General features: G+C 74.2%; 12 protein-coding genes. 4 read left to right on the forward strand and 8 right to left on the reverse strand.

The features are described 5' to 3' along the window. The first annotated feature begins 247 nt into the window (after positions 1–247). Both Mco01_RS16640 and Mco01_RS16645 read left to right on the forward strand, forming a co-directional pair. The gene (locus tag Mco01_RS16640) at positions 248–1,672 is read left to right on the forward strand and encodes an ATP-binding protein (RefSeq protein ID WP_204057779.1); all 1,425 of its coding nucleotides are present in this window, start codon (positions 248–250) and stop codon (positions 1,670–1,672) included. Further along, the gene (locus Mco01_RS16645; protein WP_204057780.1) at positions 1,669–2,901 is read left to right on the forward strand and encodes a tetratricopeptide repeat protein; all 1,233 of its coding nucleotides are present in this window, start codon (positions 1,669–1,671) and stop codon (positions 2,899–2,901) included. The genes Mco01_RS16640 and Mco01_RS16645 overlap by 4 nt, the downstream gene beginning before the upstream one ends. Before the next feature lie 83 nt (positions 2,902–2,984). On the opposite strand, the gene Mco01_RS16650 is transcribed toward Mco01_RS16645, so the two are convergent. Genes Mco01_RS16650 through Mco01_RS16660 form a run of 3 tightly spaced genes read right to left on the reverse strand, consistent with a single transcriptional unit; the run spans position 2,985 to position 5,445 of the window. Then, complete coding sequence (locus Mco01_RS16650) at positions 2,985–3,671, reverse strand: ABC transporter permease (RefSeq protein ID WP_036331248.1); 687 nt, start codon at positions 3,669–3,671, stop codon at positions 2,985–2,987. After that, a complete protein-coding gene (locus Mco01_RS16655) occupies positions 3,668–4,342 on the reverse strand; it encodes an ABC transporter permease (protein WP_204057781.1) in 675 nt (224 codons plus the stop codon). Before Mco01_RS16655 ends, Mco01_RS16650 begins: the two co-directional genes overlap by 4 nt. Further along, a complete protein-coding gene (locus tag Mco01_RS16660) occupies positions 4,339–5,445 on the reverse strand; it encodes an ABC transporter ATP-binding protein (protein ID WP_204057782.1) in 1,107 nt (368 codons plus the stop codon). Before Mco01_RS16660 ends, Mco01_RS16655 begins: the two co-directional genes overlap by 4 nt. Before the next feature lie 306 nt (positions 5,446–5,751). On the opposite strand from Mco01_RS16660, the gene Mco01_RS16665 reads away from it, so the two are divergent. Next, a complete protein-coding gene (locus Mco01_RS16665) occupies positions 5,752–7,338 on the forward strand; it encodes a hypothetical protein (RefSeq protein ID WP_204057783.1) in 1,587 nt (528 codons plus the stop codon). Positions 7,339–7,348: 10 nt separating this feature from the next. Here the strand turns inward: Mco01_RS16665 and Mco01_RS16670 are convergent, their stop codons facing one another. From Mco01_RS16670 to Mco01_RS16690, 5 genes are read right to left on the reverse strand one after another with little or no spacing between them, the layout of a single operon-like run. After that, on the reverse strand, positions 7,349–8,524 hold the full coding sequence (locus Mco01_RS16670) for a lipid-transfer protein (protein ID WP_204057784.1): 1,176 nt from the start codon (positions 8,522–8,524) through the stop codon (positions 7,349–7,351). Between the two features lie 50 nt (positions 8,525–8,574). Then, positions 8,575–8,973 (reverse strand): MaoC/PaaZ C-terminal domain-containing protein, encoded by a 399-nt coding sequence (locus tag Mco01_RS16675; RefSeq protein ID WP_204057785.1) that lies wholly within the window; start codon positions 8,971–8,973, stop codon positions 8,575–8,577. Next, positions 8,973–9,944 (reverse strand): bifunctional MaoC family dehydratase N-terminal/OB-fold nucleic acid binding domain-containing protein, encoded by a 972-nt coding sequence (locus Mco01_RS16680; RefSeq protein WP_239103657.1) that lies wholly within the window; start codon positions 9,942–9,944, stop codon positions 8,973–8,975. Before Mco01_RS16680 ends, Mco01_RS16675 begins: the two co-directional genes overlap by 1 nt. Before the next feature lie 42 nt (positions 9,945–9,986). After that, positions 9,987–11,159, reverse strand: coding sequence for an acyl-CoA dehydrogenase family protein (locus Mco01_RS16685; protein ID WP_204057786.1), 1,173 nt, complete (start codon positions 11,157–11,159; stop codon positions 9,987–9,989). Beyond that, entirely contained in the window at positions 11,159–12,229 is a 1,071-nt protein-coding gene (locus Mco01_RS16690; RefSeq protein ID WP_204057787.1) for an acyl-CoA dehydrogenase family protein, read from the reverse strand. Before Mco01_RS16690 ends, Mco01_RS16685 begins: the two co-directional genes overlap by 1 nt. A 158-nt stretch (positions 12,230–12,387) precedes the next feature. Between Mco01_RS16690 and Mco01_RS16695 the strand changes: the two genes are divergently transcribed. Then, complete coding sequence (locus Mco01_RS16695; protein WP_204057788.1) at positions 12,388–13,068, forward strand: TetR family transcriptional regulator; 681 nt, start codon at positions 12,388–12,390, stop codon at positions 13,066–13,068. The last annotated feature ends 80 nt before the right edge of the window (positions 13,069–13,148 follow it).

The following is a 13,148-nucleotide window of genomic DNA, read 5'->3' on the forward strand; positions in this document are numbered from 1 at the left end:
CGTTCCAACGTGCGCCTCCTCCCCTTCACCCCGATCGGCCACGGGTGAGCACGCGGCCGTGGCCCAGACTAGCCACCTAGGAGTAGCACACAAGGCCGACAAAATCGGATGACCGAAGCCCGGCCCCTCTGCCCCATACTCGCGGTCGTCCACGTCGCGGGCATTCCGAAAATCCGGTGCCGGGCCGCGCCGTACGCCACGAGACTGGAGTCGATCTCGGACGACGGCACCGGAAGGACGTGGGCATGTGACCGACGACGCCGCTCTGCGGGCGCTGCGCGAGGCGGCCCGCCTCTCGCCGGACAACCTTCCGCTGCGCCGGCACCTGGCCGGCCTGCTGCTGGCCGCGGGACATCTCGCGGAGGCGGAGGCCGAGTTCCAGGCGGCGCTCGTGCTCGCCCCCGCCGACCCGGACGTGATCGTCGGGCTGGCCGAGACGTTCGTCGGGCAGGGCAAGAACGGGGCGGCGCTGGTGGCGCTGGAGTCTCTCCTCGCGACGTCTCCGTACCCGCCGCGGGCGGCCCTGCTCGCGGCGCGGGCGTTGCTGGGGGAGGGCGACGCGGCCGGCGCGGCGGCCAGGTACCGCGAGGCGGTCGCCCGCGACCCCTCGCTGACCGACCCGCGGCTCGACGCCCTCCTCACCGGCCCCGAGGCGCCCCCCTCCGGGGGTTCGCCCGGCCACGAGCACCCGGCCGCCGCCCGGCCCGCCTCCGACCTGCCCGTCCGGGGCTCGGTGCCCGGCCCGGCGGACCCCCCGGCCGGTCCCCCGTACGGCCCGTGGGGGGCCGAACCGACCGCGGAGGTGGAGCGCGGCCGGGTGACCTTCGCCGACGTGGCCGGGATGGACGGGGTCAAGGAGTCCCTGCGGATGAAACTGCTGCTGCCGGTCCAGCAGCCCGAGCTGTTCGCCGCGTACGGCAAGCGGGCCGGCGGCGGCGTGCTGCTGTACGGACCTCCGGGAGCGGGCAAGACCCACCTCGCCAGGGCGGCGGCGGGCGAGCTGGGGGCGGCCTTCGTCAACGTGGGCCTCGCCGACATCCTCGACATGTGGGTGGGGTCGAGCGAGCGCAACCTGAGCGCGACCTTCGCCCTGGCCCGCCGCAGCCGGCCCTGCGTCCTGTTCTTCGACGAGGTCGACGCCCTGGCGGCCCGCCGCTCGGACATCCGGCAGGCGCACGGCCGCCAGATCGTCAACCAGTTCCTCGCCGAGCTCGACGGCGTGGACGAGCAGGCCAACGAGGGCGTGCTCGTGCTGGCCGCGACGAACGCACCCTGGTACATCGATGTGGCGTTCCGCCGCCCCGGCCGGTTCGACCAGATGGTGTTCGTGCCGCCGCCGGACGCGGACGCCCGGGCCGCGATCCTGTCCATCCTGTGCCGGGACAAGCCCCTCGCCGGCGTCGACTACGCGCAGGTGGCGCGGGCGACGGAGGGGTTCGCCGGGGCGGACCTCAAGGGCCTGGTCGACCGGGCGGTCGAGGCCAGGCTGCAGGAGTCGATCCGTGCCGGTCGTCCGCTTCCGCTGTCCACCGCCGACCTGCTCACCGCTGCTCGCGCCGTCCGGCCGACGGCCGTCAGGGAATGGCTGGGCACGGCTCGCAACTACGTCCTGCACGCCAACGAGAGCGGCGTGTGGGACGAGCTGCTGCCGTGGCTGCGTGACCTCTGGTGACCGCGGACACGCACGAGGGCAGGGCGGGCCCGCAGGAGGCCGTCCAGCGGGCCCGTGCCCTGTTGCGGCTGCGCCGGCCCGAGGCCGCCGAGCGGGAGCTGCGCGGCCTGCTCGCCCGCCACCCTCAGCACATGACGGCGCACGCGCTGCTCGCCTTCGCGCTCAGCGCCAGGGGCCTCGACGGCGAGGCGCTGTCGGAGGCGCGCGAGGCGGTGCGGCTCGCACCCGCCCACTACTTCTCGCATCTCGCCCTCGCCCTGGTCCTGATGCACGCGGGCCGGCTCCGCGAGGCCGTGGACGCCGGCCGCGAGGCTCTGGCCCTGGACCACGGCCAGGTGGACGTGTGGCGGCTGGTCGCCCGCGCCCACCTGGGCCTGGAGGAGTGGCGGCCCGCGGCGGACGCCGCGCGGGAGGGGCTCGCCGTCGACCCGCAGGACGCCGAGCTGACGGCCCTGCTGGCAGACGCCCTCTGCGGCCTGGAGGAGGGCCGGGAGGCGCTCACGGCCGCCGCCGAGGCGGTCCGGCTCGATCCCGGGAGCACCCTGTCCCACCTGGTCCGCGGACGGGCCCTCCTGCTGTTCGGCGACGCGGGGGAGGCCGCCCGCGAGTTCCGCGAGGTGCTCAGGCTGGACCCGGGCATCGACCGGGCGCGGGAGCTCCTCGTGCTCGCGCTGAAGCGGCGCAACCCGGTCTACCGCCTCGCGACCGGCCTGGCCCGCCGGTTCAGGGGCTCCCCGTGGCTGGTCGTCCTGCTGCCCGTGGCCCCCTGGCTGATCGCCGTCGTCGTCCTCATCGCGCTGCTGCACTGGGCGATGTGGGTGTCGGAGGCGCTCGTCACCCTGCGCCTGTCGCGAGGGACGTACACGCGGCTGCTCCTGCGAACGGGTGAGCCGCGCTCGGCCCTGTTCTGCCTCTGGCTCCTCGTGTCGGGCGTGGCCCTGCTCGTGCTCGGCGTGGTCATGGGCGAGTCCCCCACCGGCGCCGCGGGAGCCGCCACGATGGCGCTCGTCACGCCGGTGCAGGAGGCCGCGCACGCCGGTTCCCGCCTCCGCCGCCGGATCGTCGGCGGCTGGGCGACGGCGCTCGCGCTGGTCGTGCCCCTCTCGCTCACGCTGTCGGCCCGGGCGGCGGCGCGGCCGGACACCGTGGTCACGGTGCTGCTGCTGACCATGTACGCGGCGCTGGCCTCGGTGTGGGTGGCGGCCCTGGTCCGGCGGCTCGCCCGGTAGGAACGGGACGGCTCGCCCGGTAGGAACGGGACGGCTCGCCGGGAAGGGGCGGGACGGCTTGTCCACCGCGGGCGGGACGCCGCCTACCGGGCGGCGTCCGCTCCCCGCTCCGCGCGGGGGCGCACGCCCGGCGAGACCACGAGCCGGTCCAGCAGCGTGAAGGCGAGCTGGACGGCCAGCGCGAGTGCCGCCACGAGCACCGCTCCCCCGATGACGCTGGAGTAGGTCTTGGTGGCCAGGCCGTCGATGATGAAGCGGCCGAGCCCGCCCAGCCCCACGAACGCCGCCACCGTCGCGGTCGAGACGACCTGGATGGCGGCCAGCCGCAGGCCCAGCAGGATCAGCGGGAGCGCCACCGGCGTGAGCGTCTGGAAGAGCACCTGCCGGCCGCGCAGGCCCATGCCGTACGCGGCGTCGCGCAGGTCGGCGTCCACCCCGCGCACCCCTTCGTACGTGTTCACGAGGATGGGCGGGACGGCCAGCACGACCAGCGGGATGAGGACCGGCAGCACGGTGCCGACGCCGATCAGCAGCACGACCAGCACGAGCAGGCCCAGTGTGGGCAGCGCGCGGGCCGCGTTGGCCGAGACCACGACGAGCAGCGCGCCGCGGCCGGTGTGACCGATCAGCATGCCGAGCGGTACGGCGACCACGGCGGCGATGAGGAACGCGGCCGCGGAGAACTCCAGGTGCTCCAGCAGCCGGGTCGGGATGCCGTCCGGGCCGGACCAGTTGGCGGAGTCGCCGAAGAAGCCGACCAGCCAGTTCACGCCGTCCTCCTCGCCCGGGACCAGGGGGTCAGCAGCCGCTGCGCGAGCACGAGCACGCCGTCGGCGGCCACCGCGAGCAGCACGATCAGCGCGATGCCCACGACGATCGGGGTGTAGAACTGCCGCTGCCAGCCGTCGATGAACAGGTTGCCGAGCCCGCCCTGCCCGATCAGCGCGCCGACGCTGACGAGGCTGATGCTCGACACGGTGGCCACCCGCAGGCCCGCCAGCACCACCGGCACGGCGATCGGCAGCTCCACCAGGAGCAGGCGGCGCGCCGGGCGGAACCCCATGGCGACGGCCGACTGCCGCACGTGGTCGGGCACCGACGTCAGCCCGTCCACCACGGCCGGGATCAGCACGGCCAGCGCGAAGAACGTCAGCGGGATCACCACGGTCGTCCGGGTGAGCCCGGTGATCGACAGGAAGATCGAGAACAGCACCAGCGACGGCAGGGAGTACGTCACGTTCATCAGCGCCGCGGTGGGCTGGTAGAGCCACCGCCACCGGACGCAGGCCAGGCCGAGCGGCAGCGCCACCACGAGCCCGAGCACCACCGGCAGGAAGGCCATGACCAGGTGACCCAGCAGGAGCGTGCTGATGGCGGACGGGTCCCCGTTGGCCCAGTTGCGCGCGATCCAGTCCCACCGGACCAGCGGCTCGCCGTTCATGACCCCGCCCGTCCGGTCTCGGCCCCACCCTCCGGCGGGCTCTCACCGCCCGGACCCGGGGGCTGCTCGTGGAAGCCGCGAGCCCGCTCCGGCACCCCGTCGGCGTACGCGCCGAACAGCTCGTCGAGGGCCTCCCGCCGGGCCACGCCGCGGACCCGTCCGTCGCCGTCGACCGCCACCGCCGTGCCGTTCGGCGACAGCAGCGCGGCGTCCAGGGCGGCCCGCAGGGAGTCGGCCTCGGGGTCGAAGGTCCCGAACGACGACAGGCCGCCGCCGGTGCGCCAGCCGAGGGGGCGGCCGTCCTCGTCCACGGCCAGCTCGCCCGGCGCCGGGTCGAGCCGCACCTCCTTGGCCGAGATGAACGACAGCCGCCGGATGCCGCGGTCGCGCCCGAGGAACCCGCGCACGAAGTCGTCCGCCGGCTCGGTGAGCAGCGTCGCCGGCCCGGCCATCTGCGCCAGCCTGCCGCCGACCCGCAGCACGGCCACGGTGTCGCCAAGCTTGATGGCCTCGTCGATGTCGTGGGTGACGAACACGATGGTCTTGCGCAGCTCCGACTGCAGGCGGAGCAGCTCGTCCTGGAGGCTGGCCCGCACGACGGGGTCGACGGCGCTGAACGGCTCGTCCATCAGCAGCACCGGCGGGTCGGCCGCGAGCGCCCGCGCCACGCCGACGCGCTGCTGCTGGCCGCCGGACAGCTGGAACGGGTACCGGCCGGCCAGCGCCGGGTCGAGCCCCACGCGCTCCAGCAGCTCCATCGCCCGGGCCCGGGCCTTCTTCTTGTCCCAGCCCAGCAGGTACGGCACGGTGGCGATGTTGTCCACGATCTTGCGATGCGGGAACAGCCCGGCCTGCTGGATGACGTACCCGATGCCGCGGCGCAGGGTGGGCGGGTCGATCTCCCGCACGTCGCGGCCGTCCAGCGTGATGCGCCCCGAGGTGGCGTCGATCATGCGATTGATCATGCGCAGCGAGGTCGTCTTGCCGCAGCCGGAGGGCCCGACGAAGACGGTGACGGCGCCCGTGGGCACCTCGAGGCTCAGGTCGTCGACCGCCACCGTCCCGTCGCGGTAGCGCTTGGTGACGCCTTCGAATGTGATCAACGGGGGACCTCGCCCTTCGCAAGTCGGCGATCACGGCAACAGCGCGAGCGCCCCGGCTCTTCCCGCAGAATGCCTCTTTACCCCCTGGCCGCGCCGGTGGGCAAAACGACCTTCCGATTAGATTACGGCCGGGACACCCCCTCTGTCCCCTCCGGACCGGGTGCGAACCGCCTGAACGGTCCGCGTGCTCGCTGACTGAATATCTATCAATAGGGCATCTGGTAGTGCGGTGCCACGGGTTGTCTTGGCATGATTACCCACACGCCCCACTCCAGCCCCTCGCAACGAACCACTAGGGAGCCGGTCGTGACACCATCGCTCACCGGTCGGCGCTCCCGGAGCGAGCTGATCGCCGAGCTCTACGAGCGTCACGCCGCAGGGCTGTTCGCGTACTGCCACGACCAGCTCGGCGAGACGGCCTCGGCCGGCGACGCGGTCGTCGCGGTCTTCACCGCCGTCCCGACCGTGGAGCCGCCGCCCCGCGCCGTCCTGTACGCGCTGGGCCGCCGCGAGATCTACCGCCGGGACGTGAGCTACGCCCTCCCGGCCGTCGACTCGGTCGCCGACCCCGCCACCGCCCTGATCGAGCGGGTCTTCCGGGACATCCGGCCGCACCAGCGGGAGGTCCTCCTGCTGTCGGCCGTCTGCGGCCTGGTCACGCCCGAGCTCGCGGTCGTGCTCGACGTGGCGCTCGACACCGCCGACGAGCTCACGGGCGGGGCGCGGCGCCGCTTCGCCCAGACGCTGGAGACGGCCGTGACGGCCGCCAGGTCGGCGCCGTTCCTGGCGGCGGGGGTGGCCGAGGTGTACGACGCGATCGGCGTCGCCCCCATCGAGGACGTGCTGGCCCGCCTGCCCTGGCGCCGCCCGGCCGCCGCCGTCCGGGACCGTGTGCTCTCGGCGCTGCCGTACGAGGACCCCGTCCCCTCGGCGCCCTCGTCGGCGCTGCCCACCAAAAGGCTCTGGCCGACCCCGCCGACGTGGCCGCTCCCGCTGAGCGACCCCAACCCGGCCAGCAGCACGATCGTGGTCAAGGCCGGCACCATCGGCGCGCCCGAGGCCCCGGCGGACGGAACCGCCGCGACGGCCCCCACAGGAACTCCGGCCGAGCCGCGCCGCCGTGCGAGGCACGAGGCGACGACCGAGCCGATGCCGAAGCTGCGGGGCTCGCTCCTCGCGGCGCTCGGCGAGGGCCGCACCCGCAGGAGGCGCCCGTCGGGGCCGGCCCTTCCCGCCCCGGTCGCCGACACCCCGGTCGCCGACGCCGCGGTCGCCGACACCCCGGAGACGGCCGTCCCCGCCGCGGACCCCGGCCCGGCCGGCGCCCTCGACGCCTTCCGGGCGCCCGGCCTCACGGCGAGCTCGTCCGGCACGGCGGCGGACATGGCCGCGGACACGGCGGTGTTCGACGCCTTCGCCCTCGCCTCCTTCGCGGCGTCCGCCGTCACGCCCAAGGCGGCCGACACGCCCGCGAGCACCGCTGCGAGCGACGCTGCGAGTACGCCGTTCGACGCGTTCCGCCCGGCCGAGCCGGAGGCGCGGCGGCCCGCCGAGCCGCCCGTGCCTGTGTCCCCCGCCGCTCCGGCTTCCGCGCCCGTGGCCCCCGCCTCCGCGCCCGCTCCGGTGGACCTGACGCGCCCCGAGCCGCCGGCGGAGCCCGCCGCGCCGCCGGCCGCCGCCCCGGCCGTACGGGAGCCGGGACGGCGTGCCGTCCAGGCGACGGGACCGGCCGGCGCGGCACGGCGCGCGAAGCAGGCGCCCGCCAGGGGCCGCGCGGGCGGCCGGGCCGGCGACAAGCACTACGACTGGCTGTGGGAGCTGGTCGGGTTCCTGATCTGCCTGGCCATCGCGCTGATCGTGTTCTTCGCCGTCCCGACGATCGTCAGCCACTGAGCGGCCGCCCTCAGCGGTCGCGCGACAGCACCAGCCCGCTCGTCGGCACGCCCGTGCCGGCGGTGACCAGCACGTTCTCGACGTCGTCGAGCTGGTTGGCCGCCGTGCCCCGCAGCTGCCGGACGGCTTCGGCGATGCCGTTCATGCCGTGGATGTACGCCTCGCCGAGCTGACCGCCGTGGGGGTTGACGGGCAGGCGGCCGCCGATCTCGAGGCCGCCCTCCCGCACGAGGTCCGGGGCCTCCCCGCGGCCGCAGAAGCCCAGCTCCTCCAGCTGGGTGAGGACGAACGGCGTGAAGTGGTCGTACAGGATCGCCGTCCTGACGTCGGCGGGGCCGAGCCCGGACATCTCCCACAATCGACGGCCGACGACCCCCATCTCCGGCAGCCCGGTCATGTCGTCCCGGTAGTAGCTGGTCATCATCATCTGCCCGGCCCCCGAGCCCTGCGCGGCGGCGAGCACCACGACGGGCGGGCGGCGCAGGTCCCGGGCGCGCTCGGCCGAGGTGACCACGAGGGCCACCCCGCCGTCGCTCTCCTGGCAGCAGTCGAGCAGGTGGAGAGGCTCCACGATCCACCGGGACGCCTGGTGCTCCTCCAGCGTGATCGGCCTGCCGTGGAACCACGCCGCCGGGTTGGTGGAGGCGTGCCGCCGCATGGCGACCGCGACGCGGCCGAAGTCCTCGGAGGTGGCGCCGTAGCGGTGCATGTACCGCCGGGCGAACATGGCCACCCACGCGGCCGGGGTCAGCAGCCCGTACGGGGCGTGCCAGCTCATCTCCAGCCCCTGCGACGAGGGTTCGCCGCCGATGCCGGTGTTGGGCTGGCCGAAGCGGCGGCCCGAGCGCTCGTTGAACGCGCGGTAGCAGACGACGGTGTCGGCGACGCCGGTGGCCACCGCCATGGCGGCGTGCAGGACCGTGCCGCAGGCCGCGCCGCCGCCGTAGTTCACCCGGGAGAAGAACGACAGGTCGCCGATCCCGGTCTCCCGGGCGACCGCGATCTCGGTGTTGGCGTCCTGGGTGAAGGTCACCAGGCCGTCCACGTCGGACGGCGCGAGCCCGGCGTCGTCGAGCGCGGCCAGCACGGCCTCCGCGGCCAACTGGAGCTCCGACCGGCCGGAGTCCTTGGAGAACTCGGTGGCGCCGATGCCGGCGACGGCCGTACGGCCGGACAGGGAGGTCATCGCGGAGCCCTTCTGCGGGATCGGACGGGAACGGACGAGAACGGACGGGGTCACGCGGCCTCGGGCAGGGCGAGACGGACGGTGGCGGTGGCGTGGGCGCCGAGGCTCACCGCGCCCGTCACCTCGACCGTGACCTCGCCGCCGGACGCCTCGGCGACCGTCCCGGAGAACGTCAGCGTGTCCCCCGCGTACGCCGGCACCCCGAGCCGCACCTTGATCCCGCGCAGCTCGGCCTCCGGGCCGGTCCAGTCGGTGACGTACCGCTCGACCAGCCCCATCGTGGTCAGGATGTTGAGGAAGATGTCCGCCGAGCCCTGGGCCCGGGCCACCGCGGTGTCGTGGTGCACGGGAGTGAAGTCACGGGTGGCGAGCGCCGTCGAGATCACGAAGGTCGGAGTGAGATCGATCACCAGCGTCGGCAGCGCGCTCCCGACGACGACCTCGCTCATCACGACTCCCCTCCCGGCACCCACATCGGCAGCGTCAGCTCGTCGTCCATCTCCCGGAACTCCACCCGTACGGGCATCCCCACGGACACCTCGGACGGCGGGCAGCCGACCACGTCGCCGACGATGCGCACCCCTTCGGGCAGCTCGACCACGGCGACCGCGAAGGGCGTCTCCAGACCCGGCACCGGGGGATGGTGGTGGACCACGTAGCTGTAGACCGTGCCCTCCCCCCGCGCCACCACGTACGCGCGCTCGGTGGAGTGGCACGACGGGCACACGGGACCGGGCGGGTGGCGCAGGAGCCCGCAGGCCGCGCACTGCTGCACGCGCAGCTCACCGAGGCGCGCGCCCTCCCAGAAGAAGGCGGTGTCCCGGTTCACCGCGGGCCGCAGCGGGTACGGCTCGCGCGGCGCGGGCCGCTCCCGGGGGCGGAACTTCAGCAGCCGGAACAGCATCTCCGCCACCGGCTCGTCCTGGGAGTACCAGGTGACCGTCCAGGTGACGAAGTACCCCTCGCCGAGCGCGGTCCGCTTCGGGCCGGCGATGTCCGTCATGCGGGTGCCGGCCGTCAGGTGCTCACCGGGCCGCAGGTGGCGGTGGTAGGTGTGCTCGCAGTTCGTGGCGACCACGCCCGTGTACCCGGTCTCGTCGAACGCGCCCAGCAGGTCGTCCAGCGGCGTGCGGGAGGCCCTGGCCGCCCGGCCGCCGGGCCCGGCCATCGTCCACACCTGGATCATGGCGGGCGGCGCGACCGCGTCCGGGCCCGCGTAGCGGGGGTTGGCGTCCCCCATCGCCTCGGCCCAGTGGCGGATCATGACCGGGTTCACCGGGTCGGGGGCGGGCGTCCGCGGCCCCTCGCCCGCCCCGATGGCCTTGTCCGCCAGGGCCATCAGGTGGCCGTGCGTGTCCGGCTCCGCGGCCTCCTCGCCGGCCGTGCTCTCCTGACCGCCCGCAGGCGTCCCCGCCGTCATCGCCTCACCTCGGTTCGCTCTCGACGCCGCACCGTGCGCCGCTCATCTGGGGGGCTTGGGCAGCTGGAGGCCGAGCATCGCGATCAGCTCGCGCTGCACCTCGTTCACGCCGCCGCCGAACGTGAGCACGAGTCCGCCCTTGACCCCGCGGTCGACCCGCTCGACCAGGTCGCGGGTCTCCTCGTCGCCCGGGTCGCCGTACCGGGCCAGCGTCTCGCCGACGATCCTGCCGACGTCCTGCATCCGCTCCGAGCCGTAGATCTTGGTGGCCGAGGCGTCGGGCGCGCCCAGCCAGCCGAGGTCCATGTTCGCGGCGACCTGCCAGTTGAGCAGCTCGTTGGTCCGGAAGTACGCGTACACCCGGGCGAGCGCCCGGCGTACCTCGGGCACGTCGTACAGCGGCCGGCCGTCGCGGCCGGGCTTCTCCCGGGCCCAGCGGACGAACCGGTCGTACGTGTGCGCGAGGTTGCCGGCCGGGCCCAGGGTCACCCGCTCGTGGTTGAGCTGGTTGACGATCAGGTCCCAGCCCTTGCCGACCTCGCCGACGACCATGTCCACCGGGACCCGGACGTCGGAGTAGTACGTCGCGTTGGTGTGGTGGCGGCCGTCCATCGTGACGATCGGCGTCCAGGAGAAGCCCGGGTCGGAGCAGTCGACGATCATCATGGTGATCCCGCGGTGCTTGCGGGCGGCGGGGTCGGTGCGGGCGGCCAGCCAGATGTACTGGGCGTGGTGGGCCCCCGAGGTGAAGATCTTCTGCCCGTTCACCACGTAGTGGTCGCCGTCCCGGACGGCCGTGGTCTTGAGCGAGGCGAGGTCGGTGCCCGCCTCCGGCTCGCTGTAGCCGATCGCGAAGTGGCAGTCGCCGGCGAGGATGCGCGGCAGGAAGACGTCCTTCTGCTCCGGGGTGCCGTACTGCATCAGCGTCGGGCCGACCGTCTGCAGGGTGATGATCGGGTACGGCACCTCGGCCCGGGCGACCTCGTTGGCGAAGATCTGCTGCTCCACCGGGCCGTACCCGCCCCCGCCGTACTCCTTGGGCCAGCCGAGGCCGAGCTTGCCGTCGCGGCCGAGCCTGCGGCAGTGCTCCATGTACGCGGGGCCGAACGGGTCACGGGCGATGTTCCGCCGGTCGTCCTCCGAGAGGCAGGAGGCGAAGTACTCCCTCAGCTCGTCGCGGAGCCGTCGCTGCTCCGCCGTCAGGTCGATGAACATCAGGCCGGCGCTCCGATCAGGTCGAGCTGGGCCTCGGCGCCGCCGAGCAGGTGGGCGGCGTTCTTGCCCCAGGCGAAGTAGCGGTGCAGGGGGTAGGTCACGTCGAGGCCGATGCCGCCGTGCAGGTGCTGGCAGGTGTACAGGGCGCGCAGACCGGCGTCGGCCGCGTTGTGGGCGGCCACCGCGAGGTCCTCCTGGGCCGGCAGCCCCTCGGCGAGCCGCCACACGCCCGCCCACATGGCGACGTCGACGGCCCGCGCGGCGATGTAGACGTCGGCGATCTGCATGGTCACGGCCTGGAACTCGGCCAGCACCCGGTCGAACTGCCGCCGCGTCCGGATGTAGCCCGTGGTCAGCGCGAGCGCTCCGGCGAGCACCCCGGAGGCGGTCGCCGTGATCCCGGCCAGCGCGTGCAGGCGCAGCGACTCCGCCGCCCGCCCGTCGGGCTCGCCGACCATCTCGGCCGGCGCGTCGTCGAGCGTGACCACGCCGGCCGGCTCGCCGGTCGACAGCGTCACCGGCCGGATGCCGGCCGCGCCGGGCCGGACGAGGAACAGGGCCGTCCCGGCCCCCTCCACCCGCGCGGGGACGAGGACGGCCGACGCCTCGGCGGCGTACGGGACGAGCCCGGCCCGCCCGCTGACGCGCCCGCCGCGGGCCGTCGCCGTGGGCGCCTCGGCAAGGCCGGCCCCCGGCTCCCGTACGGCGAAGGTCAGCACCGCGTCGCCTTCGGCGAGCGGGGCGAGGGCCTCGCGCTGCGCCGCCGTGCCGTGCCGGGCCACCACGAGCCCGGCGACCAGGCTCGGCAGGGCCGGGACCGGCGCGACGTGGGCACCGGCCTCCCGGAGGATCACCGCCATCTCGAGGGGGCCGAGCCCGGCGCCTCCGGCCTCCTCCGGCAGGCACGCGCCGATCAGGCCGGCCTGCGCCATCGCCTTCCAGGTCCCCGTGTCGTACGGCCGGCCGCTCTTCTCGTGCTCCTCGAGCCTGGCCTGCGCGGCCTCGCGGGCCAGCACCTCGGAGGCCAGTGTCCGCAGCTCCGCCTGGGTCTCGTCCGGTTTGAAGTCCACAACCCGGAAACTAGAACACATTCTAATATCTGTCCAGAGGGTGAGGGGCCGAAGCACTCAGGACACCCGAACGAAACGCGAAAGTCATGCAAGCGCGCGGTTATTTGTGACTGACGAGTAACCGTCCAAGAGAAGAGGAAATCAGATAACGTGTTCCTATGCGCTCGCACGCTGTCACGGACGCCCTCGCGCCGCCTCCGGAGGGGCAGCCCGTCGTGGACAGCCACCCGGTGACACCTCCGGCCCCCGGCGCCCGGACCCGCAGCCAGCACCAGCGGCGCCGGCGCATCGTCCAGGCGGCGGCCGCACTCGCCTCGCGGGGCGGTGTCGAGGCCATGCAGATGCGGACGGTGGCCGAGCGGGCCGGCGTCGCGCTGGGAACGCTCTATCGCTACTTCCCCTCGAAGATGGACCTGGTGGTCGCGGTCGTCAGCGAGGAGATCGACCTGCTGGAGTCCAGCATCGAACGGCGACCGCCGAGCGCCGCCACCCCCGCGGGCCGCGCGGTGGACGTCCTGATGCGGGCCACCCGGGGACTCATGCGCGAGCCGGAACTGGCCGACGCGCTCATCCGGTCACTGATCATGGCCGAGGTCGAGGCGCCGTTCGGCGACCGGATGGCCGGACTGATCCTGCGGGTCGCGGCAGGCGGGCTGACGGTCGACCGGGCCACCGAGGAGCAGTTCGCGCTCGCGGGGTCGCTGGCCGGCGTGTGGGTGCAGGAGCTCCTGGAGATGCTCCGGGGCCGCCGCACCTACGACCAGATCCAGCGCCGGATCGAGATCGCGGCCGACCGCCTCCTGGTCGATTTCCAGGACCCGGACACCCCTATTCGATAGGGCGTCCAATTTCCCGGCTCCACCCTTCCGCCGCAAAGTAGAACCGGTTACATTCGCACCGGAACAATATTCCGATGCGA

This window comes from Microbispora corallina (genome assembly GCF_016863035.1).
GTDB lineage: Bacteria > Actinomycetota > Actinomycetes > Streptosporangiales > Streptosporangiaceae > Microbispora > Microbispora corallina.

Excerpts from the sequence above, each read along its gene's own strand:
- Mco01_RS16685 (WP_204057786.1), bottom strand. The coding sequence starts at position 11,159 with ATGTTCATCGACCTGACGGCGGAGCAGCGACGGCTCCGCGACGAGCTG.
- Mco01_RS16675 (WP_204057785.1), bottom strand. The coding sequence starts at position 8,973 with ATGAGCGAGGTCGTCGTCGGGAGCGCGCTGCCGACGCTGGTGATCGAT.
- Mco01_RS16670 (WP_204057784.1), bottom strand. The coding sequence starts at position 8,524 with ATGACCTCCCTGTCCGGCCGTACGGCCGTCGCCGGCATCGGCGCCACC.
- Mco01_RS16695 (WP_204057788.1), top strand. The coding sequence starts at position 12,388 with ATGCGCTCGCACGCTGTCACGGACGCCCTCGCGCCGCCTCCGGAGGGG.
- Mco01_RS16655 (WP_204057781.1), bottom strand. The coding sequence starts at position 4,342 with ATGAACGGCGAGCCGCTGGTCCGGTGGGACTGGATCGCGCGCAACTGG.
- Mco01_RS16680 (WP_239103657.1), bottom strand. The coding sequence starts at position 9,944 with ATGACGGCGGGGACGCCTGCGGGCGGTCAGGAGAGCACGGCCGGCGAG.